This window comes from Micromonospora sp. BS32 (assembly GCF_059089345.1).
Genome location: NZ_JBSSHR010000006.1, coordinates 214,547 through 237,846 on the forward strand (window position 1 = coordinate 214,547; position 23,300 = coordinate 237,846).

At 73.8% G+C, this 23,300-nt stretch carries 27 protein-coding genes and 1 riboswitch; of the genes, 8 read left to right on the plus strand and 19 right to left on the minus strand.

The genetic code is table 11. The features are described 5' to 3' along the window. The first annotated feature begins 35 nt into the window (after window positions 1–35). Both AC5RWQ_RS12500 and AC5RWQ_RS12505 read left to right on the plus strand, forming a co-directional pair. Window positions 36–641, plus strand: a complete 606-nt coding sequence (locus AC5RWQ_RS12500; RefSeq protein ID WP_334493118.1) for a hypothetical protein — start codon at window positions 36–38, stop codon at window positions 639–641. A gap of 9 nt (window positions 642–650) precedes the next feature. Continuing rightward, window positions 651–818 carry a hypothetical protein gene (locus AC5RWQ_RS12505; protein ID WP_334493121.1) on the plus strand — a complete coding sequence of 56 codons (168 nt, stop codon included), beginning with the start codon at window positions 651–653 and terminating at the stop codon, window positions 816–818. Window positions 819–930: 112 nt separating this feature from the next. Here the strand turns inward: AC5RWQ_RS12505 and AC5RWQ_RS12510 are convergent, their stop codons facing one another. From AC5RWQ_RS12510 to AC5RWQ_RS12525, 4 genes are all read right to left on the minus strand, one after another. Next, window positions 931–2,901 carry an acyl-CoA dehydrogenase family protein gene (locus tag AC5RWQ_RS12510; protein ID WP_494282896.1) on the minus strand — a complete coding sequence of 657 codons (1,971 nt, stop codon included), beginning with the start codon at window positions 2,899–2,901 and terminating at the stop codon, window positions 931–933. Between the two features lie 132 nt (window positions 2,902–3,033). Continuing rightward, on the minus strand, window positions 3,034–3,537 hold the full coding sequence (locus AC5RWQ_RS12515; RefSeq protein ID WP_494282897.1) for a DUF6328 family protein: 504 nt from the start codon (window positions 3,535–3,537) through the stop codon (window positions 3,034–3,036). A gap of 88 nt (window positions 3,538–3,625) precedes the next feature. Then, the gene (locus AC5RWQ_RS12520) at window positions 3,626–4,375 is read right to left on the minus strand and encodes a sugar isomerase domain-containing protein (protein WP_494282898.1); all 750 of its coding nucleotides are present in this window, start codon (window positions 4,373–4,375) and stop codon (window positions 3,626–3,628) included. Window positions 4,376–4,388: 13 nt separating this feature from the next. Further along, window positions 4,389–5,219, minus strand: a complete 831-nt coding sequence (locus tag AC5RWQ_RS12525; protein ID WP_494282899.1) for an alpha/beta fold hydrolase — start codon at window positions 5,217–5,219, stop codon at window positions 4,389–4,391. 98 nt (window positions 5,220–5,317) lie between these two features. Continuing rightward, window positions 5,318–5,423: riboswitch (TPP riboswitch) on the plus strand. A 74-nt stretch (window positions 5,424–5,497) separates the two neighbouring features. On the opposite strand from AC5RWQ_RS12525, the gene AC5RWQ_RS12530 reads away from it, so the two are divergent. The 3 genes from AC5RWQ_RS12530 (at window position 5,498) to AC5RWQ_RS12540 (ending at window position 8,460) form a co-directional block, all read left to right on the plus strand. Next, window positions 5,498–6,088 (plus strand): ECF transporter S component, encoded by a 591-nt coding sequence (locus tag AC5RWQ_RS12530; RefSeq protein WP_494282900.1) that lies wholly within the window; start codon window positions 5,498–5,500, stop codon window positions 6,086–6,088. A gap of 93 nt (window positions 6,089–6,181) precedes the next feature. Continuing rightward, a complete protein-coding gene (locus tag AC5RWQ_RS12535; protein WP_494282901.1) occupies window positions 6,182–7,663 on the plus strand; it encodes an ABC transporter ATP-binding protein in 1,482 nt (493 codons plus the stop codon). Further along, window positions 7,660–8,460, plus strand: a complete 801-nt coding sequence (locus AC5RWQ_RS12540) for an energy-coupling factor transporter transmembrane component T family protein (protein WP_494282902.1) — start codon at window positions 7,660–7,662, stop codon at window positions 8,458–8,460. The genes AC5RWQ_RS12535 and AC5RWQ_RS12540 overlap by 4 nt, the downstream gene beginning before the upstream one ends. Before the next feature lie 95 nt (window positions 8,461–8,555). On the opposite strand, the gene AC5RWQ_RS12545 is transcribed toward AC5RWQ_RS12540, so the two are convergent. Then, entirely contained in the window at window positions 8,556–8,825 is a 270-nt protein-coding gene (locus AC5RWQ_RS12545; protein WP_494282903.1) for a hypothetical protein, read from the minus strand. A 244-nt stretch (window positions 8,826–9,069) separates the two neighbouring features. On the opposite strand from AC5RWQ_RS12545, the gene AC5RWQ_RS12550 reads away from it, so the two are divergent. Together AC5RWQ_RS12550 and gnd are read left to right on the plus strand one after the other, a co-directional pair. Next, window positions 9,070–9,366, plus strand: a complete 297-nt coding sequence (locus tag AC5RWQ_RS12550) for an MTH1187 family thiamine-binding protein (protein ID WP_334493146.1) — start codon at window positions 9,070–9,072, stop codon at window positions 9,364–9,366. A 122-nt stretch (window positions 9,367–9,488) separates the two neighbouring features. Further along, on the plus strand, window positions 9,489–10,931 hold the full coding sequence (gene gnd / locus AC5RWQ_RS12555) for an NADP-dependent phosphogluconate dehydrogenase (RefSeq protein ID WP_494282904.1): 1,443 nt from the start codon (window positions 9,489–9,491) through the stop codon (window positions 10,929–10,931). 39 nt (window positions 10,932–10,970) lie between these two features. Here the strand turns inward: gnd and AC5RWQ_RS12560 are convergent, their stop codons facing one another. The 5 genes from AC5RWQ_RS12560 to recO form a co-directional block, all read right to left on the minus strand. Then, window positions 10,971–11,738: a pirin family protein gene (locus AC5RWQ_RS12560; protein WP_494282905.1), complete on the minus strand. Its 768-nt coding sequence runs from the start codon at window positions 11,736–11,738 to the stop codon at window positions 10,971–10,973. After that, window positions 11,735–11,956: a thioredoxin reductase gene (locus tag AC5RWQ_RS12565; RefSeq protein ID WP_494282906.1), complete on the minus strand. Its 222-nt coding sequence runs from the start codon at window positions 11,954–11,956 to the stop codon at window positions 11,735–11,737. Before AC5RWQ_RS12565 ends, AC5RWQ_RS12560 begins: the two co-directional genes overlap by 4 nt. A gap of 136 nt (window positions 11,957–12,092) precedes the next feature. Continuing rightward, window positions 12,093–12,278: a hypothetical protein gene (locus tag AC5RWQ_RS12570; protein WP_334493157.1), complete on the minus strand. Its 186-nt coding sequence runs from the start codon at window positions 12,276–12,278 to the stop codon at window positions 12,093–12,095. 69 nt (window positions 12,279–12,347) lie between these two features. Continuing rightward, a complete protein-coding gene (locus AC5RWQ_RS12575) occupies window positions 12,348–13,124 on the minus strand; it encodes an isoprenyl transferase (protein WP_334493168.1) in 777 nt (258 codons plus the stop codon). Between the two features lie 32 nt (window positions 13,125–13,156). After that, a complete protein-coding gene (recO, locus tag AC5RWQ_RS12580) occupies window positions 13,157–14,062 on the minus strand; it encodes a DNA repair protein RecO (RefSeq protein WP_494282907.1) in 906 nt (301 codons plus the stop codon). Between the two features lie 102 nt (window positions 14,063–14,164). On the opposite strand from recO, the gene AC5RWQ_RS12585 reads away from it, so the two are divergent. Then, window positions 14,165–14,941 (plus strand): DUF4097 family beta strand repeat-containing protein, encoded by a 777-nt coding sequence (locus AC5RWQ_RS12585; protein ID WP_494282908.1) that lies wholly within the window; start codon window positions 14,165–14,167, stop codon window positions 14,939–14,941. Here the strand turns inward: AC5RWQ_RS12585 and AC5RWQ_RS12590 are convergent. From AC5RWQ_RS12590 to AC5RWQ_RS12630, 9 genes are all read right to left on the minus strand, one after another. Further along, window positions 14,928–16,055 carry an acyltransferase family protein gene (locus AC5RWQ_RS12590; RefSeq protein ID WP_494282909.1) on the minus strand — a complete coding sequence of 376 codons (1,128 nt, stop codon included), beginning with the start codon at window positions 16,053–16,055 and terminating at the stop codon, window positions 14,928–14,930. The two genes, AC5RWQ_RS12585 and AC5RWQ_RS12590, sit on opposite strands and share 14 nt — an antisense overlap. Before the next feature lie 130 nt (window positions 16,056–16,185). Continuing rightward, window positions 16,186–17,079, minus strand: a complete 894-nt coding sequence (locus AC5RWQ_RS12595; protein ID WP_494282910.1) for an NAD-dependent epimerase/dehydratase family protein — start codon at window positions 17,077–17,079, stop codon at window positions 16,186–16,188. After that, window positions 17,079–17,975, minus strand: coding sequence for a GTPase Era (gene era, locus AC5RWQ_RS12600; RefSeq protein ID WP_494282911.1), 897 nt, complete (start codon window positions 17,973–17,975; stop codon window positions 17,079–17,081). Before era ends, AC5RWQ_RS12595 begins: the two co-directional genes overlap by 1 nt. Then, window positions 17,972–18,358: a cytidine deaminase-like protein gene (locus AC5RWQ_RS12605; RefSeq protein WP_334490920.1), complete on the minus strand. Its 387-nt coding sequence runs from the start codon at window positions 18,356–18,358 to the stop codon at window positions 17,972–17,974. Before AC5RWQ_RS12605 ends, era begins: the two co-directional genes overlap by 4 nt. Continuing rightward, on the minus strand, window positions 18,351–19,751 hold the full coding sequence (locus tag AC5RWQ_RS12610; RefSeq protein ID WP_494282980.1) for a hemolysin family protein: 1,401 nt from the start codon (window positions 19,749–19,751) through the stop codon (window positions 18,351–18,353). The genes AC5RWQ_RS12605 and AC5RWQ_RS12610 overlap by 8 nt, the downstream gene beginning before the upstream one ends. Next, a complete protein-coding gene (ybeY, locus tag AC5RWQ_RS12615) occupies window positions 19,727–20,200 on the minus strand; it encodes an rRNA maturation RNase YbeY (RefSeq protein ID WP_494282912.1) in 474 nt (157 codons plus the stop codon). Before ybeY ends, AC5RWQ_RS12610 begins: the two co-directional genes overlap by 25 nt. A gap of 15 nt (window positions 20,201–20,215) precedes the next feature. Further along, window positions 20,216–21,271 carry a PhoH family protein gene (locus AC5RWQ_RS12620; RefSeq protein ID WP_494282913.1) on the minus strand — a complete coding sequence of 352 codons (1,056 nt, stop codon included), beginning with the start codon at window positions 21,269–21,271 and terminating at the stop codon, window positions 20,216–20,218. A gap of 278 nt (window positions 21,272–21,549) precedes the next feature. Next, complete coding sequence (locus AC5RWQ_RS12625; RefSeq protein ID WP_494282914.1) at window positions 21,550–22,920, minus strand: serine hydrolase domain-containing protein; 1,371 nt, start codon at window positions 22,918–22,920, stop codon at window positions 21,550–21,552. Then, a complete protein-coding gene (locus tag AC5RWQ_RS12630) occupies window positions 22,917–23,276 on the minus strand; it encodes a histidine triad nucleotide-binding protein (protein WP_334490924.1) in 360 nt (119 codons plus the stop codon). The genes AC5RWQ_RS12625 and AC5RWQ_RS12630 overlap by 4 nt, the downstream gene beginning before the upstream one ends. Window positions 23,277–23,300: the final 24 nt, after the last annotated feature.

Here is a 23,300-nt window from a genome sequence, read left to right on the forward strand (position 1 = left end):
TGCCGGGCGGGCCGTGCCGTGGCACGCTGTCCGGCGTGAAGATCTACGCTGACCGTTTTCCGGTCGCCCTCCGTCAGCTCCTGACCGACCTGCTCGTCGTCGTCTGGGTCTATGCGGCGATCCGCTTCGCCCGCTGGCTGTACGACCTGGTGGAGAAGCTCGCCGTACCCGGACGGAAGCTGGAGGGGGCCGGCACCGGCCTCGCCGACAACCTGGCCGACGCCGGCGGCAAGGTCGGCCGGGTGCCGCTGGTCGGCGACGAGCTGACCGGCCCGTTCACCAAGGCCGCCGACGCCGCCCGGGCGGTCGCCGAGGCGGGCCGGGACCAGCAGGACCTGGTCGGCCAGCTCGCCCTGGCGTTGAGCATCGCCGTGCTGGTCTTCCCGCTCGGCCTGGTGCTCTTCGGCTGGCTGCCGCTGCGGTTGCGCTGGATGCGCCGGGCCGCCTCGGCGAAGGCGCTGGCCGTCGCCCCGGCCGGGCGGGACCTGCTGGCCCTGCGGGCGCTGGCGAACCAGCCGCTGCGCCAGCTCACGAAGATCGATCCGGACGTGGCCGAGGCGTGGCGGCGCGGCGACGACGCCACCGTCGACCGACTCGCCGCGCTGGAGCTGCGCCGACTCGGCCTGCGCGGTGCCCGATAGGGTGTGGCGGTGCTCTGGTTCCTGATCGTCATCGCCGTGCTGCTGCTCGGGTACGCCGCCGTCCTGGTGAGCTTCGTCCGCCGGGGGCGCAAGATCCCGCCGGCGGCCTACCTGGTGCTCGCGGCGTTCAACGGGCTGATCCTGGCCGGCGTGCTGGCCTGGGCGATCGCCCGCTGACCGCGCCGGGCCGCGCCCGCGCCGCCCGGATTGCCGGCCGGCCGGCGGGCACGGCGACCGCCAGCTGCGGCAGGTCGCGTCCGCGACCCGCCGCAGCATGTGCGGACGGGCGTCAGCGCGCCGGCGGGATGCGGCGCCGGACGTCCTGGGCGGTGGACGGACCGGGTGACCAGGGAGCCACCCAGGGCGCGTCGGCCGGCGGGGTGATCACGCCCTCCTCGATGCCGGCGTACCGGCCGGCGAGGATCCGCTTCGCGGCCGCCACGTCGACCGAGTCGGTGTTGTCCCAGAGCGCGGTGAAGAGCTGCTCGACCCGGATCCGCGCCTGCCGGCAGAACAGGTCGGCCAGCTCGACGTTCTCCGGGCGGGTGTCCTTCTCCGCGTTGGCCCGGACGCAGACCGAGGCCATCGCGAACAGCTCCGCGCCGATGTCCACCACCCGGCCGAGGAACGCCTGCTTGCGCTCCATCTTTCCCTGCCAGCGCGACATCGCGTAGAAGGTCGACCGGGCCAGCTTGCGCGACGAGCGCTCCACCAGCCGCAGGTGCCCGGCGAGCGTCCCGAACTCCGCGTACGCCCCGGGGCTCTGCCCCTTGCCCACCGCGAGAGTCGGCAGCCACTTCGCGTAGAAGGCACCGGCCCGCGCCCCCGCCCTGGCCTTGCGACCGAGCCCGGCATCCGGGTCGATGATGTCGCCGGCCACCGCGAGGTGCGCGTCGACCGCCTCCCGGGCGATCAGCAGGTGCATGATCTCGGTGGAACCCTCGAAGATCCGGTTGATCCGAAGGTCGCGGACCAGCTGCTCGACCGCGGCCGGTCGCTCGCCGCGGGCGGCCAGCGAGTCGGCCGTCTCGTAGCCGCGCCCGCCCCGGATCTGCACCAGCTCGTCGCCGATCTTCCACGCCATCTCGCTGGCGTAGAGCTTGACCAGCGCCGCCTCGATCCGGATGTCGTTGCGGTCGTCGTCGGCGAGCAGGCAGCAGAGGTCGAGCATGGTCTCCATGCCGTACGTCGTGGCCGCGATGAAGGCGAGCTTCTGCGCGACCGCCTCGTGCTCGCCGACCGGCCGGCCCCACTGCACCCGGTCGGCGGCCCACTCCCGGGCCACGTTCAGCGACCACTTCCCGGCGCCCACGCACATCGCCGGCAGCGACAGCCGGCCGGTGTTCAGGGTGGTGAGCGCGATCTTCAGGCCCTTGCCCTCGCCGCCGATCACGTTCTCCTTCGGCACGAAGACGTCGTGGAAGCGGGTGAGACTGTTCTCCAGGCCGCGCAGCCCGACGAAGGCGTTGCGCCGCTCGACGGTGATGCCCTCGCTGTCGCCCTCCACCACGAAGGCGGTGATGCCGCCCCGCCGGCCCTCGGCGGCGGACACCCGGGCCATCACCACCAGCAGCGTGGCGACCGTGCCGTTGGTGGCCCAGAGCTTGACCCCGTTGAGCCGGTAGCCGGTGCCGTCGGCGGTCGGCTCGGCGGTCGTGGCCAACCGGGCCGGGTCGGAGCCGACGTCCGGCTCGGTGAGCAGGAAAGCAGAGACCTCGCCGGCCGCCAGCCGGGGCAGGAACGTCTGCTTCTGCTCGTCGGTGCCGAACATCTTCAGCGGCTGCGGCACGCCGATGGACTGGTGGGCGGAGAGCAGCGCGCCGATCGCCGGGCTGACCGAGCCGGCCAGCATCAGCGCCCGGCAGTAGTGCAGGTTGCTCAGCCCGAGGCCGCCGTACTTCCGGTCGATCTTCATGCCGAAGGCGCCCAGCCGGGCCAGCCCGTGGAACACCTCGTCCGGGATGGACGCGTCCCGCTCGATCGCCGCGCCGTCCACCTCGGAGCGCAGGTACGCCCCGAACTCGGTGAGGAACGCCTCGGCCCGCTCGACGTCCGCCGGGTCGGATTGCGGCCACGGGTCGATCAGGTCGAGCCGGAACCGGCCGAGGAAGAGTTCCTTGCCGAAGCTGGGCCGGTCCCAGGCGGACTCCCGGGCCGCCTCGGCGACCTGGCGGGCCTCCTTCTCGGAGACCTGACCCGCCTCGGCGGGCAGCGGCCCGGCGCCGTCCTGGGTGGGTGTGCTGTCCTGCGTCGTGGTCACGGCTGCCCCCTCGAACCTCGGTCCGGCTGCGGAAACGTGCTCGACAAACAGCACGCTACCCCCGGTTGTTACCCAGGGGTAGCGTTCGTCGCACGTCCGATTTTCCGACCGGGTGGCGGTTGCCGCCGCCGCTCAGTCGCCGGTCAGCACCTCCGGCTCGTCATCGTCGTCGTCGATCTCGTCGTCGCCCCAGTTGCGCCGAGCGAACGGCAGGATCATCCAGAAGGTCAGGAACCACAGCGCGGTGAGCCCGCTGAGCACGAAGGCGAGGCCGCGGTCGAGCACGAAGTCGGTGATCAGCAGCACCGCGCTGACCATGGAGACCAGCATGAAGGCGAGGCCGCCGGTGGCCATCCGGTGCGCGAAGCGGACCAGCTCCGGCTTGCGACCCTGGCGGAACAGCGCCCGGTGGAAGGCGACCGGCGAGATGATCATCGCGGTGGCGGCGGCCGCCGACAGCAGCGCGACGATGTAGACGTCCTTCTGGAACTGGGTGGTCCGGGTGAAGCCGTTGCTGAACGGCAGGGTCAGCAGGAAGGCGAAGAGGATCTGCACGCCGGTCTGGGCGACCCGCAGCTCCTGGAGCAGGTCGGCGAAGTTGCGCTGCCAGCGCTGCTTCTCGGATTCCTTCGACACGCGCAACCTCCGGTGAGACGGTACTGCCCGTGGGCGTCACCCACGGGCAGCTCCGAATTTCCCCATCGGACGCCGCCGCGAAACCGGTTCAGGAACCCCGGCGGATCCGGCCGGCGTACCGGGCCTCCAGCGCGGCGTTGTGCTCGTCGCCGCCGGCGATGTTGGCCGACAGGTAGACCGGGGGCCGCTCCCCCGCCGCGATCAGCCGGGCCACCGTCTCGGTCACGATCTGCTGCGCCAGCAGGGCCGCGGTGATGGAGGAGACCGCGCCGACCGCGCCGCCGCCCGGCAACGGCAGGGTCGCGTCACCGTACGGGGCGCCGTTGTCGAGCACCACGTCGGCGAAGTCGGCGAGCTTGCGCCCGGACGGGTGCCGCGAGGTCATCCGGCCGGAGTGCTCCGCCGAGGTGATGGCGATCAGCCGGTGGCCGTGCTCCTTCACCACCGAGGCGAACTCCACCATCGCGCCGTTGACACCGGAGTTGGAGGCCAGCACGAAGACGTCCGGCGGGCTGACCGGGGCCAGCTCGTAGAGCCGGTGCGCCACGGCCGGGTCGCGTTCCAGGTGCGGCCCGAGGACGCTGGCCGGCTCCCCGCCGAGCAGCACCAGGTCGCGCAGCGCGATCCGGTTCGTCGGCACCAGCCCGCCGGCCCGGCCGGCGATCTCCATGGCCAGCGCCTCGGAGTGGCCGGTGCCGAAGGCGTGGATCACCCCGTCGGCCCGCAGCGCCTCGGCGAGCAGGTCGGCCGCCCGGCCCACCGCCTCCCGCTGGCCGGCCGCCACCCGGGCCATCGTCGCGGTCACCACGGCCAGGTACTCCTCGGCGCTCACCGTCATGCTTCCTCCGCTCTCAGGCCAGCCCACGGGCACGGGCCAGGATCGCCTCGGCCAGCGGGCCGGGGGCCTCGTCGGGGATCCAGTGGGTGACCCCGGGAAACGTCACGAACCGGTAGTCGCCCGTCACGTGGCGGGCGCACGCCTCGGCGCCCGTCCGGCCGAGGGCGACGTCCTGGTCGCTCCAGACGTAGGTGGTCGGCACGTCGACCGGGCCGACGGCCTTCATGTCGTCCCCGGACATCGCCCGGTACCAGTTGAGCGCGCCGGTCAGCGCGCCCGGCTCCCGCATCGGCTCGGCGTACCGGGCCACCCGGGCGGCGTCGCCGACGCCGGAGAGCAGCCGGCGCAGGGCGGCGGCCCGCGCCGCCAGCAGCAACTTCTCCGCCACGCCCGTCCGACGGAACAGCACCATGTACGAGGAGCGCGCCTTCTGCCGGGTGTCGTGCTTCAGGGCGTACCCGAAGGCCGCCGGATGGGGCACGGAGACCGCGGTGAGGGTGCGCACCCGGTCGGGGTGCTTGGCGGCGAGGGCCCAGGCGACCACGGCGCCCCAGTCGTGCCCGACCACGTGGGCGGCGTCGACGCCCAGCGCGTCGAGCACCGCCACCGCGTCGGCGACCAGCTCCGGGAGCCGGTAGGCGGCGACCTCGGTCGGCCGGCTGCCCGGGGAGTAGCCCCGCTGGTCCGGGGCGTGGGTACGCAGCCCGGCGGCGTGCAGCGCCGGCACCACGTCGTCCCACTCCCCGCCGTGCTGGGGGAAGCCGTGCAGCAGGAGGACGGGTTCGCCATCCTCCGGGCCGCCGGTGCGTACCTCGAAGGTCAGTCCTCGCGCCTCGACCCGCATGATCGGCAGCCTAGCCGCAGCGACCCGCCCGGGCATCCGCCCGACCGGGCGGGCGAGCCGTCGCCGCAGCTCGGTGCTAGCGTCTGCCGAGACAACTTCACATCCGACAGGGGAGCGCACAGCGCTGAGAGTGCGGGCACCGCCCGCAGACCCTCGAACCTGATCTGGGTAATGCCAGCGCAGGGAGTTCGGTCGACCTCCAGCCGCGCCGCCGTCCGGCAGCAACCGGGCGCGGCGTGCGTCTTCTCCTGGTTCGATCATCTGAACTGGGAGCCATCATGAACCACACGGACAGCAACCGGTGGCGGACCGTCGACATCGTGGTCGCCTCGGTGATCGCCGTCGCCTTCGGCGTCATCTTCTGGGCCTGGGGCCTGCTCTGGAGCGCCACGGACGCCGCGTTCGCCTTCTTCCCGCCGGCGCAGACGCTGATCTACGGCGTCTGGCTGGTCCCGGCGGTGCTCGGCGGCCTGGTCATCCGCAAGCCGGGCGCCTCGCTCTACTGCGAGCTGGTGGCCGCGATCGTCTCCGCGCTGCTGGGCAGCCAGTGGGGCGGCATCGTGATCGTGCAGGGCCTGATGCAGGGCGTGGGCGCGGAGCTGGCGTTCGCCGCGTTCCGCTACCGGTCGTTCCGGCTGCCGACCGCGCTGCTGGCCGGCGCGCTGACCGGCCTGACCGCGGCGGTCTTCGACTTCGTCTACTGGAACAAGGCCACCGACCTGACCAGCTACCGGATCCCCTACGCGCTGCTCACCATCGTCAGCGCGACGATCATCGCGGGCGCCGGCTCGTACTACCTGACGGCCGCCCTGGCCCGCACCGGCGTCCTGGACCGCTTCCCCGCCGGCCGCGACCGCGCCACGGTCTGACCGCGTTCCCACCATGTTGATCATGAGGTTGACGGCGATGTGGATCTCCCGAAGTGCCGCCAACCTCATGATCGACGGGGCAGGGTGGGAGCCGTGAGCGCGGTGGAACTGCGCGGGTTCGGATGGCGGCACGCCGGGCGGAGGGCGTGGGCCGTCCGGGGAGTCGACCTGCAGGTGGAGCACGGGGAGCGGGTGCTGCTGCTCGGGCCCTCGGGGGCCGGGAAGAGCACCCTGCTGACCGCGCTCGCGGGGCTGCTGCCGGAGGACTCCGGTGAGCAGGAGGGGACCGTCGAGATCGACGGGCTCGACCCGCGCAAGGACCGGGAACGGGTCGGCATCGTCTTTCAGGACCCGGAGACCCAGCTGGTGATGGCCCGCTGCGGCGACGACGTCGCGTTCGGGCTGGAGAACCGGGGCGTACCGGCCGGCGAGATCTGGCCCCGGGTCGAGGAGGCGCTGCGCCGGGTCGGCTTCCCTTACCACCGGGACCGGCCCACCGCCGCCCTCTCCGGCGGCGAGCAGCAACGCCTCGCCCTGGCCGGCGCGCTCGCCCTGCGCCCCGGCCTGCTGCTGCTCGACGAGCCGACCGCCAACCTGGACCCGGCCGGCGCCGAGCTGGTCCGCCGGGCCGTCGCCGGCGCGCTGGACGCCGACACCACCCTGATCCTGGTCGAGCACCGGATCGCCGAGGCGCTGCCGCTGGTCGACCGGGTGGTGGTGCTCGAACCGGGCGGCGGCGTCCGCGCGGACGGGCCACCGGAGGCGGTCTTCGCCGCGCACGGCGACGCCCTCGCCGCCGAGGGCGTCTGGGTGCCCGGCCGGACCATCCCGCCCCGGCACGCCACCGCCCCCGCCGGGGACCGGTTGCTCACCGCCGACCAGCTCGGCCTGCCACCCCGGCTGGGCGGCACCGACCTGGCGGTACGCGCCGGCGAGGCACTCGCCGTGCTCGGCCCGAACGGCGCCGGCAAGTCCACCCTCGCCCTGCTGCTCGGCGGGCTGCTCCGCCCCGGCACCGGCCGGGTCACCGCCACCGACGCGCTGGCCGGCACCGACGCCCGCACTCCCCCGCACCGCTGGCGGGCGCCCGCGCTGGCCCGCCGGATCGGCTCGGTCTTCCAGGACCCGGAGCACCAGTTCGTCACCGGTACCGTCTTCGACGAGCTGGCGCTCGGTCCGCGCCGCACCGGCCGCCCACCGGCGGAGGTGCGGGCCACCGTGGACGGTCTGCTGGAGCGGCTGCGGCTGGCGAAGCTGGCCGGCGCCAACCCGTACACCCTCTCCGGCGGGGAGGCGCGGCGGCTGAGCGTGGCGACCGCCCTGGCCACCGCGCCCCGCCTGGTGATCTGCGACGAACCGACCTTCGGCCAGGACCGGCGGACCTGGGGGGAGCTGGTCGACCTCTTCGCCGACCTGCGCGACGCCGGACACGGCGTGGTGACGGTGACCCACGACGCGGACTTCGTCGCCGCGCTCGCCGACCGCACCGTCACCCTGCCCGGGCGAGCCGGTCCCGGTGCCGCCACCGTCGGCCCGCGCGCCGCGGACGGTGGCGGGCCGGAGCGTCTGCCGTGATCAGCCTGGAACCGGTCGCGACGCCCGGGGCGCCGCTGGCCCGGCGCAATCCGGTGGCCAAGCTGGCCGCCGCGCTGGTGTTCACGTTCGTCCTGGTCGCCACGCTCGACCCGGTGGCACCGGCGATCGCCATCGCGGTCGAGCTGGCGGTGCTGCCGCTGTTCGGGATCCGCTACCGGGTGCTGGCCCGCCGGGCGCTGCCGCTGCTGGCCAGCGGGCTCGGCATCCTCGTCACCCTGGTGCTCTTCGCCGCCGACCGGTCCGGCCCGGTGCTGCTCGACGCCGGGCCGCTGCTGGTGACGCAGGGCGTCCTGGTCACCGCGCTCGGCCTGGTGCTGCGGACCTTCGCGGTGGCGCTGCCCGGGGTGATCGTCTTCGCCACCACCGACCCGACCGACCTGGCCGACGCGCTGATCCAGAACGCGAAGGCGCCGGCCCGCTTCGCCCTCGGCGCGCTGGCCGCGTTCCGGCTGGTGCCGCTGCTCGGCCAGGAGTGGCAGATGATCGCGATGGCCCGCCGGGCACGCGGCGTGGACGCCGGGCGCAATCCCGTGGCGAAGCTACGGCTCTTCATCTCGACGGCATTCGCCCTGCTGGTCGGCGCGATCCGTCGGGGCATCCGGCTGGCGGTGGCGATGGACGCCCGCGGCTTCGACGCCGGCACCCCCCGTACGGTGGCCCGCCGGCAGCACTTCGGCCGGGCGGACTGGCTGCTGATCGCGGCGGCGGCGGTACTGGCCGGCGGCGCGCTGGCGGTCAGCATCGCCCTCGGCGCGTTCCGGCCGCTGATCGGCTGAACGCACCCTGGGACGCGCCGCGCCCGGCTGCGCCGAACACTGCGGGCCGGAGCCGGGTGCGGCCGCCCACCGGGACGACCGCACCCGGACACCGGTCAGCTGCGCCGGAAGGCGTACCGCCGGGTCTGACCGCGGGCGGCGGTGCCGCCCACGCCGCCCCGGACCGGCGGACCGCCGCGCGGCGGCGGGGTGACCGGCGCCGGCCGGGCGGGCTCGGGCTCCGGCGCGGCCGGCAGCTCGACCGGGTGTGACAGCGCCACGGTGAGCGGGTCGACCGGTTCGGGCCGCGCGGCGAGCGGACCGGGCACGGCCGGCGCCGGTGGAGACTTCTTCGGGGACTTCTTCGGGTGTCGCTTGGCGGGCACGCGCCGCCTCCTTCGCGAACGGGACCGCGCCGCCGGGCGGGCGGTCGACGGGCAGGGACGACCCGGGCGACCCGACCACGCGGACACCGCACGAACGGGGGTGGGGATGCGGACGCCCGGAGGGCACGGACCCACGGCGACAGGCGGCGGGTCGGCTCGGAAGTGAGGGCGTCAGTTGCGCATGCCGGCAGGTTAGCCGCCGGGCGACGCCGGCCGCACCCGATTTACCGGCACAATCGGCGGCATGCTGATCGCGTTCTCGATCACCCCGCTCGGCGTGGGTGAGTCCGTCGGCGACCTGGTCGCCGAGGCCGTCCGGGTGGTCCGCGCCTCGGGCCTGCCGAACCGTACCGACGCCATGTTCACCACCGTCGAGGGCGAGTGGGACGAGGTGATGGCGGTGGTCAAGCAGGCGGTCGACGTGGTCGCCGCGCGGGCGCCCCGGGTCAGCGTGGTACTCAAGGCCGATGTCCGACCGGGGGTGACCGACGCGCTGACCGGCAAGGTCGCCCACGTCGAGGCGCGGCTCGCCGAGGGCTGAGCGCCCGGCCGCCGCGACGCCGCGCGCCCCGCCGGTCACCGACCGTCGATGAGACGGCCCACGTCGCCGCCGACCGCGATACGGTCGCAGGACGGGCATGCCGACGGAGGGTGGCGGTACGGATGGTGGAGCGGGCGACGGCGCAGATCGGCGTGACCGGGCTGGCGGTGATGGGCCGCAACCTGGCCCGGAACCTGGCCCGCAACGGCTTCACCGTGGCGGTGCACAACCGCTCGCCGGAGCGCACCCGCAGCCTGGTCGCCGAGCACGGCGACGAGGGCACCTTCGTGCCGTCGGAGTCCCTGACGGACTTCGTCGCCTCGCTGGAACGCCCCCGCGCGGTGATCGTGATGGTCAAGGCGGGCGGCCCCACCGACGCGGTGATCGACGAACTGGTCCCGCTGCTGGAGGAGGGGGACATCGTCGTCGACTGCGGCAACGCGCACTTCGCCGACACCCGCCGCCGGGAGGAGGCGCTGCGGGCCCACGGGCTGCACTTCGTCGGCACCGGCGTCTCCGGCGGCGAGGAGGGCGCGCTGCGCGGGCCGAGCATCATGCCGGGCGGCTCGGCGGAGTCGTACCAGAAGCTCGGGCCAATGTTCGAGAAGATCGCCGCGCAGGTCGACGGCACCCCGTGCTGCCGGCACATCGGGCCGGACGGCGCCGGGCACTTCGTCAAGATGGTCCACAACGGCATCGAGTACGCCGACATGCAGCTCATCGCCGAGGCGTACGACCTGCTGCGGGCGGGGCTGTCGGCGAGCCCGGCGGAGATCGCGGAGATCTTCCGGGAGTGGAACACCGGCGAGCTGGAGTCGTTCCTCATCGAGATCACCGCCGACGTGCTGGCGCACACCGACGCGGCCACCGGCAAGGCTTTCGTGGACGTGGTGCTGGACCAGGCCGAGCAGAAGGGCACCGGCCGCTGGACGGTGCAGATCGCGCTCGACCTCGGCATCCCGATCACCGGCATCGCCGAGGCGACCTTCGCCCGGTCGCTCTCCGGCCACGCCGACCAGCGTGCGGCGGCCCGCCGGGCGTTCCCCGACGCCGGCGAGAAGTGGCAGGTCGAGGAGCGGGACGCCTTCGTCGAGGACGTCCGGCGGGCGCTGCTGGCCAGCAAGATCGTCGCGTACGCGCAGGGCTTCGACCAGATCCGGGCCGGCAGTGACGAGTACGACTGGGACATCGACCTGGGCGGCACCGCCACCATCTGGCGGGGCGGCTGCATCATCCGGGCCCGCTTCCTGGACCGGATCCGGGAGGCGTACGACGGGCAGCCGGAGCTGCCGACGCTGCTGGTGGCGCCGTACTTCGCCGACCGGGTCAGCGCCGGCGTGCCGGGCTGGCGGCGGGTGGTGGCGGACGCGGCCCGGGCCGGCGTGCCCACCCCGGCGTTCTCCTCGTCGCTGGCCTACTTCGACGCGCTGCGCGCGGAGCGGCTGCCGGCGGCGCTGATCCAAGGGCTGCGGGACAACTTCGGCGCGCACACCTACCGCCGGGTGGACCGGGAGGGCTCGTTCCACACCCTCTGGGCGGGGGACCGCTCCGAGGTGGCGGGCTGAGGCGGCGTACGTCCGGCGCGGCGGCGCGTCCCCACGCCGTCAGGCGAGGGTCGCGTGCATCTCCCAGACCAGGATCTCGGCCGGCTCGGCGGCGCTGACCCGCTGACCGCCGGTCATCGTGATCCGGGCGGCGTCGCCCTCGCCGAGGTGTCCGCTGCCCTCCAGGTTGACCGCGCCGCTGGGCACGTAGAGGTGCAGGAAGGGGGCGTCAGGGAGGGTGACCTCCTCGCCGGGGGCGAGCCGGGCGGCGTGCAGGGTGGCGTACCGGTTGCGGATCCGGATGGCGGACGCGCCGTCGTACCGTTCCATCCCCGAGGCGACCGGGACGAGGCCGCCGCGGAGCAGCTCGTCGCCGATCTCCAGCTGCTCGTAGCCGGGGTCGACGCCCTCCTCGTCGGGGAGCACCCACATCTGCACGAAGTGGACCGGGTCCTGGTGCGGGGCGGTGTGGTCCAGCCGCCAGGAGTCGTTCTTCTCGGAGTGCAGGATGCCGGTGCCGGCGCTCATCCGCTGGGCCAACCCGGGATAGATGACGCCGGAGTGGCCGGTGGAGTCCTGGTGCACCAGGGAGCCGCGCAGCACCCAGGTGACGATCTCCATGTCCTCGTGCGGGTGGGTCTCGAAGCCGGTGCCCGGGTGGACCACGTCGTCGTTGTTGACCAGCAGCAGTCCGTGGTGGGTGTTCGCCGGGTCGTAGTGCCGGGAGAACGAGAAGGAGTGCTTGGAATCGAGCCAGGAGAGCCGGGTGCCGAACCGGTCGGCGGCTCGCCGGACGTCCACCGCCGGCGCGGGGGCCAGGGCCGTCACCAGGCACGCTGCCCGGTCTCGGTGGGGGCCCAGGTCAGCGCCGGCTCCCCGTTGGCCAGCTCGGCGATCTCCCCGGCCCGTACGGCGGGGGTGTGCCCCAGCTCCGTGCAGTGCTGCTCGGCGATCTCCGCGCAGATGGCCGCCACCTGCTCACACATCGGGCTGCCGAGATCCGCCGCGTTCAACGCCATGATCATCTTGTACCGCAGGTCCGCCATTGCCCACCCCCACGCCGATCCTACGTGGATCATGGAGCCGTGGTGGCCGGTTCACCTCGGCACGGACCGCGGTGCGGCACCGGACACGACGACGGCGCCGCACCCCGGAAGGGGGCGGCGCCATCGGGCGATCGCGTCACCAGAACCGGCGGCGCTTGGCCTTCTGCGGGCGCAGCATGTCGGCGCCCTTGTTGAGCAGGCGGCTCACGCCGGTCGGGCCACGCCGGGCCTCCAGCGTGTGGCTGAGCCGACGGGCGCCGGCCGCCGCGAGCGGCACGGCGACCGCCATGACCGCCCACTGGGCAATCCGCTTCTGAATCATGTGGGTTCACCTCCGCGTCGTGTCTGCTGACTGAGGAGGTACCCCACCGAACGGCCGGCCAATCGTGAGCTACGTCCGCGGCGCGACCGGATTGGGCAGGGCGCCGCCGAACCGGCGGTCCCGCTGCGCGTACAGCTCGCAGGCGTACCAGAGGTGCCGGCGGTCGAAGTCCGGCCAGAGCGTGTCCAGGAAGACCAGCTCCGCGTACGCGGTCTGCCAGAGCAGGAAGTTGGAGATCCGCTCCTCGCCGGAAGGGCGCAGGAAGAGGTCCACCTCGGGGATCTCCGGGTGGTAGAGGTACTTCGCGACCGTCTTCTCGGTGACCTTGCCGGGGTCGAGCCGGCCGGCGGCCACGTCCCGGGCGATCGCGGCCGCCGCGTCGGCGATCTCCGCCTGGCCGCCGTAGTTGACGCAGAACTGGAGGGTCAGCGTCGAGTTGCCCCGGGACATCTCCTCCGCGGTCTGCAACTCGGAGATGACGCTCTTCCACAGCCGGCCGGCCCGCCCCGACCAGACCACCCGGACACCGAGGTCGACCAGCTGGTCCCGGCGGCGGCGGATGACGTCCCGGTTGAAGCCCATCAGGAACCGCACCTCGTCCGGCGAGCGCCGCCAGTTCTCGGTGGAGAACGCGTACGCCGACAGGTAGGGCACACCCAGCTCGATCGCGCCCTCGATGGTGTCGAAGAGGCTGTGCTCGCCCTGCTCGTGACCCTTGGTGCGGGGCAGGCCGCGCTCCTTGGCCCAGCGGCCGTTGCCGTCCATCACCACGGCGATGTGCTTCGGCAGCGCCTCCGCGGGCAGCGCCGGCGGCCGGGCGCCCGACGGGTGCGGTGTCGGCGGCACCGGCTCGCGCCGGCCGGCCCTCAACGATCGGATCACTCGGTCATCCCCCTGTCCACGCCCTCCACCCCGGCGCCCGCACCACGCGGCGGCGGGACCGGACCGGCCGCGCCACCGCCCAGAGGCAGCACCAGACCGGCCACCGCACCGGGCGAGGCAGCCGGGCCGGCCGCCGGGGCGCCCCGGTCGACCAGCGGCAGCGAGCGTAGCGCGCGCTCCAGATGCCACTGCAGGTGCGCCGCGACCAGGCCGCTGCACTCCCGGCGTACCCCCGTCTCGGCGGCGTCGGCGACCCGCCAGTCGCCGCTGGTCAGCGCGGACATCAGCTCGATGGTGGCCGGGGCCGGGTGGGCCGCCCCCGGCGGCCGGCAGTCCGGGCAGACCGCGCCCCCCGCGGGCACCGAGAAGGCCCGGTGCCGCCCCGGCGTGCCGCAGACCGCACAGGCGATCAAGGCCGGCGCCCAGCCGGCCAGCGTCATCCCGCGCAGCAGGTAGGCGTCGAGCACCAGCGTGGTCGCGTGCTCCCCCAGGGCCAGCGCCTTCAGCGCGCCGAGGGTGAGCTGGAACAGCCGCAGCGAGGGCTCCCGCTCGACCGGAGTGAGCCGCTCGGCGGTCTCGGCGATCGCGCTCGCCGTCGTGTAGCGGGGGTAGTCGCCGAGGAAGCGCTTGCCGTAGAGGTCGATCCCCTCGACCTGGCTGACCGTGTGCAGCGAGCTGCCGTGGTTGCCCTTCGGGTCGCCGGCGAGCTGGAGGTCGACGTGCCCGAACGGCTCCAGGCGGGCGCCGAACTTGCTGGTGGTGCGCCGGATGCCCCGGGCCACCGCACGCAGCCGGCCGTGCCGGCGGGTGAGCAGGGTGATGATCCGGTCGGACTCGCCGAGTTTCTGCACGCGCAGGACCACCGCGTCGTCGCGGTAGAGCTGTCGGCGGTACCCGGCCATCCGGTCATTCTCCCTCGGGGTCGGAAATCAGGGTCGGTTCGGGGTGGACCGGCGTGACGTCCCGGATGTGCCGCGCCCGGGACCGACCGTAGGTTGCTGGCCATGGCACCGCACCGCACCGCCGTCGCCCTGGGCGCGACCGCCGTCCTCATCCTCACCGCGGGGTGTGACAGCCTCGCCTCCCGGCGGCTGGACTTCGACACCACCGAGTCGGCCACCGTCAGCCGGATCACCGTGCTGCCCGGCGCGGGCGACGTGACGATCCGCGCCACCGGGCCGGCCACCGGGGTACGGGTCAAGCGGGTGCTGCGCTACCAGGGCGACCAGCCCGACACCACGTACGAGATCCGGGGCGGGGAACTGATCCTGGACACCGAGTGCGGCCCGCACTGCTCCGTGTCGTACGAGGTGACCGCCCCGCCCGGGGTGCGGGTGCAGGGCGAGACCGGCTCCGGCGACCTCGTCCTGACGAAGACCGGCCCGGTCGACCTCAGGCTCGGCTCGGGCAACATCCAGGTGGCCGGCGCGACCGGGGCGGTCCGCGCGGAGACCGGCTCGGGCAACATCGAGGTGCAGGACGTCGCCGCCCCGGTCGACCTGCACGCCGCGTCCGGCGACATCACCGCGCTACGGCTCGGCGGCCAGGTGGCGGCCGAGACCGGCTCCGGCAACGTCACCGTCGAGCTGGACCGGCCCGCCTCGGCGCGGGTCCGGGCGTCCAGCGGCGACGTGGAGCTGGTGGTGCCCGCCGGCCGGTACCGGGTCCGGTCCAGCACCGGCTCCGGCGACGCGCAACTGGGCGTCACCGACGACCCGGGGGCGTCGCTGGTGCTGGACGTGGGCACCGGCAGCGGGAACGTGACGGTCAGTCAGCGTTGAGTTCGACCGTTGTCGGCTCCGCCGACCGCTGCGCCGGCACCCGGGCGGCGGCCCCGGCGGGGGCGGGGCTGGTCGGCACCGCGACGGCGGCCCGGGTCGTACGCGCGCCCGGCCGCCGGCGGCCGGGCACCAGCTCGGGTGGGCGCCCGGCAGCCACGTCCTCCACCCAGCCGACGAGCAGCGTGACCACCCCGACCAGGGCGAAGACCAGCACCACCCGGACGGCCAGTCCGAGCGGGTCCCGGGGGCCCCAGCCGACCAGGCCGACCAGCGGGGTGAGCGCCACCACGAAGGACATGTGCCAGAGGTAGACGGTGAGCGCCCGCCGGTTCACCACGGTCACCAGCCGGCCGAACGCGGCGGAGCGGTCCACCCAGGCGACGGCGACCGGGGCCCGGCCGATCACGACGAGGATGAACGCCGCCGACCAGAGCGCGTTGCCGAGCGGGATGTCGTTGAGGTCGTACCCGCGTGGGCCGGGATGGGTGAGGATCCAGGCCGCGCCCGCCCCGCCGAGCAGCACCGCGGCCGGCACCACCACCCGGTTGGCGAGCCGGCGCAGCATCCCGTCGTGGTGGGCGAAGCCGAGCAGCCAGGCGCCGAAGTAGAGCCCGAAGTGCCGCAGCGCGGTCGATGCGGCCGGCAGGACGCCCAGCTCGATCGCGACGAGCAGGGCGTACGGGGCCAGCAGGGTGGGCAGCGGGGCGCGCCGGAACAGCCAGAGCGCCGCCGGTGAGGCGAGCACGAACCAGAGGTAGTCGCGCAGGTACCAGATCGGGCTGAGCGCCAACGCCCCCCAGTAGTTGGCCGGCGGATCGGCGATCGGGAAGAGCCAGAGCAGCACCTTCGAGGTCGGCGCGAGACCGGTCAGCAGCATGGCCGGCACGAAGACGGCGGCCACCACCCAGAGCGAGGGCAGCAGGCGACGCAGGCGGCGCAGCACCGCGGGCGGTCCGGACCGGTCCAGGGAGGCCGCCATCAGCGACCCGGCGAGGGCGAACATGATCGACATCGCCGGGAAGATCAGCGTCAGCGCGGCCAGTCCGGTGACGTGGTAGACGACGACGCGGACGATGGCCAGGAAGCGGAGCAGATCGAGGTATCGGTTACGCATCAGGCGGCATCTGTGTCGGGGGCGGGGAGGGTCGGTCCTCCCTACCCTCCGGCCCGACCTCGGGAAACCGTCACGCGGCCGGGCGGGAAGTGAAACTTCCCATATGTCGGCCGGGCGGGCGCCCGAGGGTTCAGCGGGCCTCGCCGAGCGGCCGGGCGCAGAAGGACCCGCCGAGCAGCCCGGAGGCTCTCCACTCGTCCTCGCTGGGCAGGTCCGCGCCGGCGTGCGCCTCGGCGTCGTCCCGCGGTTCGTACCCGATCTCCCGCCCCTCGGTGAGCGACCACCACCGCCGGGTGTTGGCGCTGACCCCCCAGATCACCCGGAAGCCGGTGACCCCGGTGGTCAGGCAGGCGGTGACGAGCCGCACGCAGTCGTCCGGGGAGAGCCACATGTCCAGACCACGCCGGCCGGGCGGATCCGGGAAGCAGGCGCCGATCCGCAGGGCGAACACGGTCATCCCGAACCGGTCGGCGTAGAGGCTGCCGAGCGACTCCACGGCGGCCTTGCTCCAGCCGTAGTAGGTGTCCGGCCGGGGGAAGGCGTCGGCCGGGACGCCGTCGGGCCCGCGCGGGGCGGGCACGCCACCGGCGGGTCCGTCGGCCGCGGGCAGACCCGCGGCCTCGTCGCGATAGAAGCCGACCGCGTGGTTGGACGAGGCCAGAATCACCCGGGGTACGCCGGCGACCCGCGCCGCCTCCAGCAGGGTACGGGTCCCCTCGACGTTGACCCGCAGGATCTTCTCCCAGCTGTCCTCGCCGCTGAGGGCGGCCAGGTGCAGCACCGCGTCCACCCCGGCGCAGGCCCGACCGACCGCCTCGGCGTCGCCCAACCCGGCCCGGACGATCTCCACCGGCTCACCCGGCCCGGCCGGCTCCTGCTCCCGCTCGTCCAGCAGCCGCAACGCCAGCCCCGGGCCCGCCAGCCGGGGCCGCAGCATCCGGCCGATCCGGCCGGCCGCGCCGGTGACCAGCACCCGGCGGGACGGGGGGTCCCCCGCCCGCGCGGACGCCGGTCCGGCCGCCATCAGAAGCCGAGCTTGCGCAGCTGCTTCGGGTCCCGCTGCCAGTCCTTCGCCACCCGGACGTGCAGGTCGAGATAGACCCGGGTGCCGAGGAGCTCCTCGATCTCCTTGCGCGCCCGGGTGCCGACGTCCTTGAGCCGGCTGGCCCGGTGACCGAGCACGATCGCCTTCTGGCTGGGCCGCTCGACGTAGAGGTCGGCGTAGATCTTCATGACCTGACCCTCGGGCATCATCTCCTCCACCACCACGGCGATGGAGTGCGGCAGCTCGTCCCGGACCCCCTCCAGGGCGGCCTCCCGGATCAGCTCGGCGACCATCACCTGCTCCGGGTCCTCGGTGAGCATGTCGTCCGGGTAGAGCTGCGGCGATGGCGGCAGGTAGCCGGTCATCACGTCGACCAGGGTGTCCACCTGGTGCCCGGAGACCGCGCTCACCGGCACCACGGCGGCGAACTCGCCCAGCTCACTGACCGCGAGCAGCTGCTCGGCGAGCCGCTTCTTGTCGACCAGGTCGGTCTTGGTCACCACGGCGAGCACGGTGGCCTTCAGCTCGGCCAGCTCGCCGCTGATGAACCGGTCGCCCCGGCCCACCGGCTCGTCCGCCGGGATGCAGAGGCCGATCACGTCGACCTCCGACCAGGTCGACCGGACCAGGTCGTTGAGGCGCTCGCCGAGCAGCGTCCGGGGGCGGTGCAGGCCGGGAGTGTCGACCAGCACGAGCTGCGAGTCGGGGCGGTGCAGCACCGCCCGGATCACGTGCCGGGTGGTCTGCGGCTTGTTCGAGGTGATCGCGATCTTCTGCCCGACGATGGCGTTGGTCAGCGTCGACTTGCCCGCGTTGGGTCGCCCGACGAAGCAGGCGAAGCCCGCCCGGTACGGCCGCTCCTCGGTGCCGGTCACTCGACCACCGTGCCGAGGACGGTGCCGTCCGGAGCGGCCACGTGGATCGGCGCGTCCACCGCGAGGTCGCGCACCGCCGCATGCCCGGCGCCGTCCAGCGTCGACGCCTCGGTCACCACCACGGCCGCCTCCAGCCGGCTCGCCCCCGCCGCGACGGCGGAGGCGACCGCGAGCTGCAACGCGGTGATGGTCAGCGAGGGCAGCGACACGCTCGCCGCGGCGTACGTCCGGCCGTCCTGGTCGCGGACCGCCGCACCCTCGACGGCGCCGACCCGGCCCCGGGCCCCCCGCGCCAGGACGACCAGCTTGCCGTCCTCCGCGCTCAGCTCGGCCGGGTCGGACGGGGTGGGCCGGGCGGCCGGTACGACGGGTGTATCAGGCATCGGCGGGTTGCCTCTCCTCGGTTCTGGTCTGGTTGTCACGGTCCTCGGCGGGGCCGGGGCGGGACGACTCGTCGCCCGACTCCACCCGGCTCACCAGCACGGTGTCTATCCGGTTGCGCCGGCCGGTGGTGCCCTCCGCCAGCAGGCGCAGGCCGGCCACGTCGGCGTACGCGCCGGGGATCGGCACCCGGCCCAGGTACTGGGCCAGCAGGCCGCCGACGGTCTCCACCTCGTCGGTGGGGAGTTCGGTGTCGAACAGCTCGCCCAGGTTCTCCACCGGAAGCCGGGCGGTGACCCGCACCGCGCCGTCCCCCAGGTGTTCCACCGGCGGGCGTTCGACATCGTACTCGTCGGTGATCTCACCGACGATCTCCTCCAGGATGTCCTCGATGGTGACCAGGCCGCCGGTGCCGCCGTACTCGTCGACGACGATGACCAGGTGGTTGCGGGCCGCCTGCATCTCCGACAGCAGGTCGTCGACCGGCTTGGACTCGGGCACGAAGGTGGCCGGGCGCATCAGCTGGGCGACCGGCAGCTCGTCGGCGCGCGGGTCGTCGCCCTGGGTACGCCGGATCAGGTCCTTGAGGTAGAGCACGCCGAGCACGTCGTCGACGCTCTCGCCGATCACCGGGATCCGCGAGAAACCGGAGCGCAGGAAGAGCGCGAGCGCCTGGGAGAGGGTCTTACTCTCCTCTATCCACACCATCTCGGTACGCGGCACCATCACCTCGCGGGCGATGGTGTCACCGAGGGCGAAGACCGAGTGGATCATCTGCCGCTCGCCGTGCTCCACAACGCCGCGCTGCTCGGCCAGGTCGACCAGCTCGCGCAGCTCGACCTGGCTGGCGAACGGCCCCTCCCGGAAGCCGCGCCCCGGGGTGACCGCGTTGCCGACCAGGATCAGCAGCGAGGCGAGCGGGTTGAGCGCCCGGCCCAGCCAGCGGACCAGCGGCGCGACCGACCGGCCCACCGCGTACGCGTGCTGTCGGCCGATGGTGCGTGGTGCCACGCCGACCACGACGAAGCTGACCACGGTCATCGCGCCGGCGGTGACCAGGGCGGCCCGCCAGCCGGCGCCGAAGCTGTCCACCGCGACCAGCGCCACCAGGGTGGTGGCTGTCAGCTCGGCGAGCAGCCGGAGCAGGAGCAGAAGGTTGAGGTGGCGCACCACGTCGCCGGCGACGACCTGGAGGGTCCGCGCGCCGCGTACCCCGTCCCGGGCCAGCTCGGCGGCCCGGGCCGGGGAGACGGCGGCGAGCGCCGCCTCGGTCATCGCGATGAGGCCGGCGAGCACCACCAGCCCCGCCGCGAAGAAGATGAGCTGGATGTCGGGCAGGCCGGCTGTGGGGCCGGCCGCGAGTATGTCCATCACCGGGACCGGGTCGACCGCCAGCTGGCCAGCAGTCGGGCCTGGAGCGCGAACATCTCCCGCTCCTCCTCCGGCTCGGCGTGGTCGTAGCCGAGCAGGTGCAGCACACCGTGCACGGTGAGCAGGTGCAGCTCGTCGGCGGCGGAGTGGCCGGCCACGGCGGCCTGCTTGGCGGCCACCTCCGGGCAGAGCACGATGTCACCGAGCAGGGCCGGCTCGCCGCCGGACGGAGAGCTCTCCCCCGGCCCGTGGTCGACGCTGCCCTCGTCCATGGGGAAGGCGAGCACGTCGGTCGGCCCGTCCCCGCCCATCCAGCGGTGGTTGAGCTCGGTCATGTAGTCGATGTCGACCAGCAGCACGGAGAGCTCGGCGAGGGGGTTGACCCCCATCTCGTCGAGAGCGTGGCGGGCCACGGCGAGCACGGCGTCGGTGTCGACCTCGACACCGGACTCGTTGGCGATCTCGATGGACAACTGTCTTCCTCTGGTCTAGCGGCGCCGGCCGGCCCGGCCGCCCTGGGCGGTCCGCCCGGGCACGGCGTGCACGCTCTGCGCCTGCTGGTTCTCCCGCTCGTCCCAGCGGGCGTACGCGTCGACGATCTCCCCGACCAGCTTGTGCCGGACCACGTCCGCGCTTGAGAGCTGGGCGAAGTGCACGTCCTCGACGTTCTCCAGGATCTCCCGGACCACCCGCAGGCCGCTGGTCGTCCCGCCGGGGAGGTCCACCTGGGTGACGTCACCGGTCACCACGATCTTGGAACCGAAGCCGAGCCGGGTGAGGAACATCTTCATCTGCTCGGGCGTGGTGTTCTGCGCCTCGTCCAGGATGATGAACGCGTCGTTGAGGGTACGGCCCCGCATGTAGGCCAGCGGCGCCACCTCGATCGTGCCGGCGGCCATCAGCTTCGGGATGGACTCCGGGTCGAGCATGTCGTGCAGCGCGTCGTAGAGCGGACGCAGGTAGGGGTCGATCTTCTCGTTCAGGGTGCCGGGCAGGAAGCCCAGCCGCTCCCCCGCCTCGACCGCCGGCCGGGTGAGGATGATCCGGTTGACCTGCTTGGCCTGGAGCGCCTGGACGGCCTTCGCCATCGCCAGGTAGGTCTTGCCGGTGCCGGCGGGGCCGATGCCGAAGACGATGGTGTTCTCGTCGATGGCGTCGACGTAACGCTTCTGCCCGAGCGTCTTGGGGCGGATGGTGCGCCCGCGCCGGGAGAGGATGTTGAGCGTCAGAACCTCGGCGGGCCGCTCGGCGCTGCCCTGCTCGAGCATGCCGACGGTACGCCGAACGGCGTCAGTGGTCAGGGTCTCGCCTTTCTCGATCAGTTCGAGCAGCTCGCTGAAGAGGCGCTCGGCGAGGGCGTTGTCCGCGGGCGCGCCGGTGATGGTGATCTCGTTGCCGCGCACGTGCACGTCACTGTTGACCGAGCGTTCGACGAGTCGCAGGATCTCGTCGCCCGCGCCGAGCAGGTTCACCATGATCTTCGAGTCGGGGACCGTGATCCTGGTCTGCACCCGGAGCGGGCCGGGAGGTGGGGTGCCGGTCATAGATCGGGCCCGTCGGGCCCTGTGCCACCTGCTTCCGATCTCAGCGCCGGGCCCTGCTGGGGCGGCGTGCGGACGATACGCCCATCGTATCCGTTCAACACCGGCGGCACCGCGCCCATTTCCCCCGCCTCCGGGCCACCGCGACCGCCCGCCGGCCGGGGACCGCGGACGCCTTCCCCGATGAGCGGTATGACCCTCCGTCATGAATATGACCCGGAGTCATACCGCTCGTCACGGAATCGCGCCGGGCGACCGACCCGCCCGAACGGCCACGGCGGTCAGGCGCGGAAGTCGTACCGGTCGAAGGTCTCCTGGTGCCGGGTGAACCGGTAGGTCGCCCAGTGCAGCGCGACCACCGTCCCGGCCGGGTCCCGGGTCAGCCGGAGCAGCTCGCCCACCTCCCGGCCAGAGACCGTGCGGAACACGTCCGGGGTGTCCGGCAGCGGCGCGAAGACCGCCGGCGGCTTGCCCGCCGGGTCGCCGGCGCCCCGGGCCCGCAGCGTCCCGTCGTGCCAGGAGAAGACGTACTCGAAGCCCTCGCCCCACCAGCGCCCCAGCATGGCGCGCAGCGGCCCCGGGGCGGGCTCGCCCGGACGCCACGGCGCGACGTCCGCCGGGTCGTGCTCGGCGGACGCGGCGAGCAGCTGGTGCGGCAGCTCGAAGACCTCCGCGGCCGTCCCCGAGGAGCCGAGCACCGCGCAGCCCATCGCGCCGGCCGTGCCGTCGCCGCCGCGCCGGCCGTAGACCGCGGCCAGGAAGCCCGGCATCGCGCCGTCGTGCCCGACGTGGACCACCCGGTCCGGGAACGGCAGCAGGATCAGGCCGAGGCCGAAGCCGGCCGCCCAGACCGTCTCGTCGGTGGGGGTCAGCGGCCAGCGCATCTCGTCCAGGGTGGCCGGGGCGAGCACCGCGCCGGCCGGGTCCAGCGCCGCCGGATCGGCCAGGAACGCCGCCCACCGGGCCATGTCCGTCGCGGTGCTCCAGAGCTGGGCGGCCGGGCCCACCGCGCCGAAGTCGGTCGGCGGCTCCGGGTGCGCCTCGTCGGAGTACGCGTCCACCAGGAAGCCGGTCGCCGCGTCCGGTCCCGGCGTCACCGAGGTGTGGGCCAGCCCGAGCGGGCCGAGCACCCGCTCGGCGAGCACCTCGGCCCAGGTTCCCCCGCGCAACTGGCCGACCAGCCGGCCGAGCAGCGCCATCCCCAGGTTGGAGTAGTGGTAGCGGCGGCCGGTCGGCAGCACCTTCTCCACCCTGGCCAGGTCGGCGACCAGCTCGTCGACCGCCGGGGCGCGCAGGCTGTCCCAGACGTCCCCGTACGGCTCCCGTTGCAGGCCGGCGGTGTGCGAGAGCAGCCGGCGCACGGTCAGGTCGCCGTGCGCCGGCAGGTCCAGGTGCCGGTCGAGCGGGTCGTCCAGGTCGAGCAGCCCGTCGTCGCGGCACTGCATCACCAGCACGGAGGTGAACGTCTTGGTCACCGAACCGATCCGGAAGTGGGTGCCCGGACCGAGGTCGGTGTCGTTGCCGGTGCCGCCGACCTCGCAGGTCCACAGCGGCCGGTCGGCGCGGTGCAGGGCCACCGCGAGCGCCGGCACCCGGGCCTGCGCCTGGACCCGGCGGACCAGCCGGCCGAGCCGGTCGTCCCCTCCCGTCACGCCAGGTCCCGGGCCAGCATCGGGCCCAGCGGGGCGCCGCCGAGCAGGTGCGCGTGGACGTGGAAGACCTCCTGGCCGCCGTACCTGCCGGTGTTGAACATCAGCCGGAAGCCGTCGCCGAGCAGCCCCTCGTCCTCGGCCACGGCGGCGGCCGTGGCCAGCACCTCGCCGGCCAGCGCCGGGTCGCCCTGCGCGAGCGTGGCCACGTCGGCGTAGTGCTCCTTGGTGATCACCAGGACGTGCACCGGGGCCTTCGGGCCGATGTCACGGAAGGCGAGCGTGGTGGCGGTTTCCCGGACGATCGTGGCCGGGATCTCCCCGGCGACGATGCGGCAGAACAGGCAGTCGGATCCCATCGGGGCATGGTAAGGCGCGTCGGG

Coding starts and splice junctions, on each gene's coding strand:
- AC5RWQ_RS12520 (WP_494282898.1), bottom strand. CDS start 4,375: ATGACGGTGAGCGCCGAGGAGTACCTGGCCGTGGTGACCGCGACGATG.
- AC5RWQ_RS12525 (WP_494282899.1), bottom strand. CDS start 5,219: ATGCGGGTCGAGGCGCGAGGACTGACCTTCGAGGTACGCACCGGCGGC.
- AC5RWQ_RS12530 (WP_494282900.1), top strand. CDS start 5,498: ATGAACCACACGGACAGCAACCGGTGGCGGACCGTCGACATCGTGGTC.
- AC5RWQ_RS12550 (WP_334493146.1), top strand. CDS start 9,070: ATGCTGATCGCGTTCTCGATCACCCCGCTCGGCGTGGGTGAGTCCGTC.
- gnd (WP_494282904.1), top strand. CDS start 9,489: ATGGTGGAGCGGGCGACGGCGCAGATCGGCGTGACCGGGCTGGCGGTG.
- AC5RWQ_RS12565 (WP_494282906.1), bottom strand. CDS start 11,956: ATGGCGGACCTGCGGTACAAGATGATCATGGCGTTGAACGCGGCGGAT.
- AC5RWQ_RS12570 (WP_334493157.1), bottom strand. CDS start 12,278: ATGATTCAGAAGCGGATTGCCCAGTGGGCGGTCATGGCGGTCGCCGTG.
- recO (WP_494282907.1), bottom strand. CDS start 14,062: ATGGCCGGGTACCGCCGACAGCTCTACCGCGACGACGCGGTGGTCCTG.
- AC5RWQ_RS12585 (WP_494282908.1), top strand. CDS start 14,165: ATGGCACCGCACCGCACCGCCGTCGCCCTGGGCGCGACCGCCGTCCTC.
- AC5RWQ_RS12590 (WP_494282909.1), bottom strand. CDS start 16,055: ATGCGTAACCGATACCTCGATCTGCTCCGCTTCCTGGCCATCGTCCGC.
- AC5RWQ_RS12595 (WP_494282910.1), bottom strand. CDS start 17,079: ATGGCGGCCGGACCGGCGTCCGCGCGGGCGGGGGACCCCCCGTCCCGC.
- AC5RWQ_RS12605 (WP_334490920.1), bottom strand. CDS start 18,358: ATGCCTGATACACCCGTCGTACCGGCCGCCCGGCCCACCCCGTCCGAC.
- AC5RWQ_RS12620 (WP_494282913.1), bottom strand. CDS start 21,271: ATGACCGGCACCCCACCTCCCGGCCCGCTCCGGGTGCAGACCAGGATC.
- AC5RWQ_RS12630 (WP_334490924.1), bottom strand. CDS start 23,276: ATGGGATCCGACTGCCTGTTCTGCCGCATCGTCGCCGGGGAGATCCCG.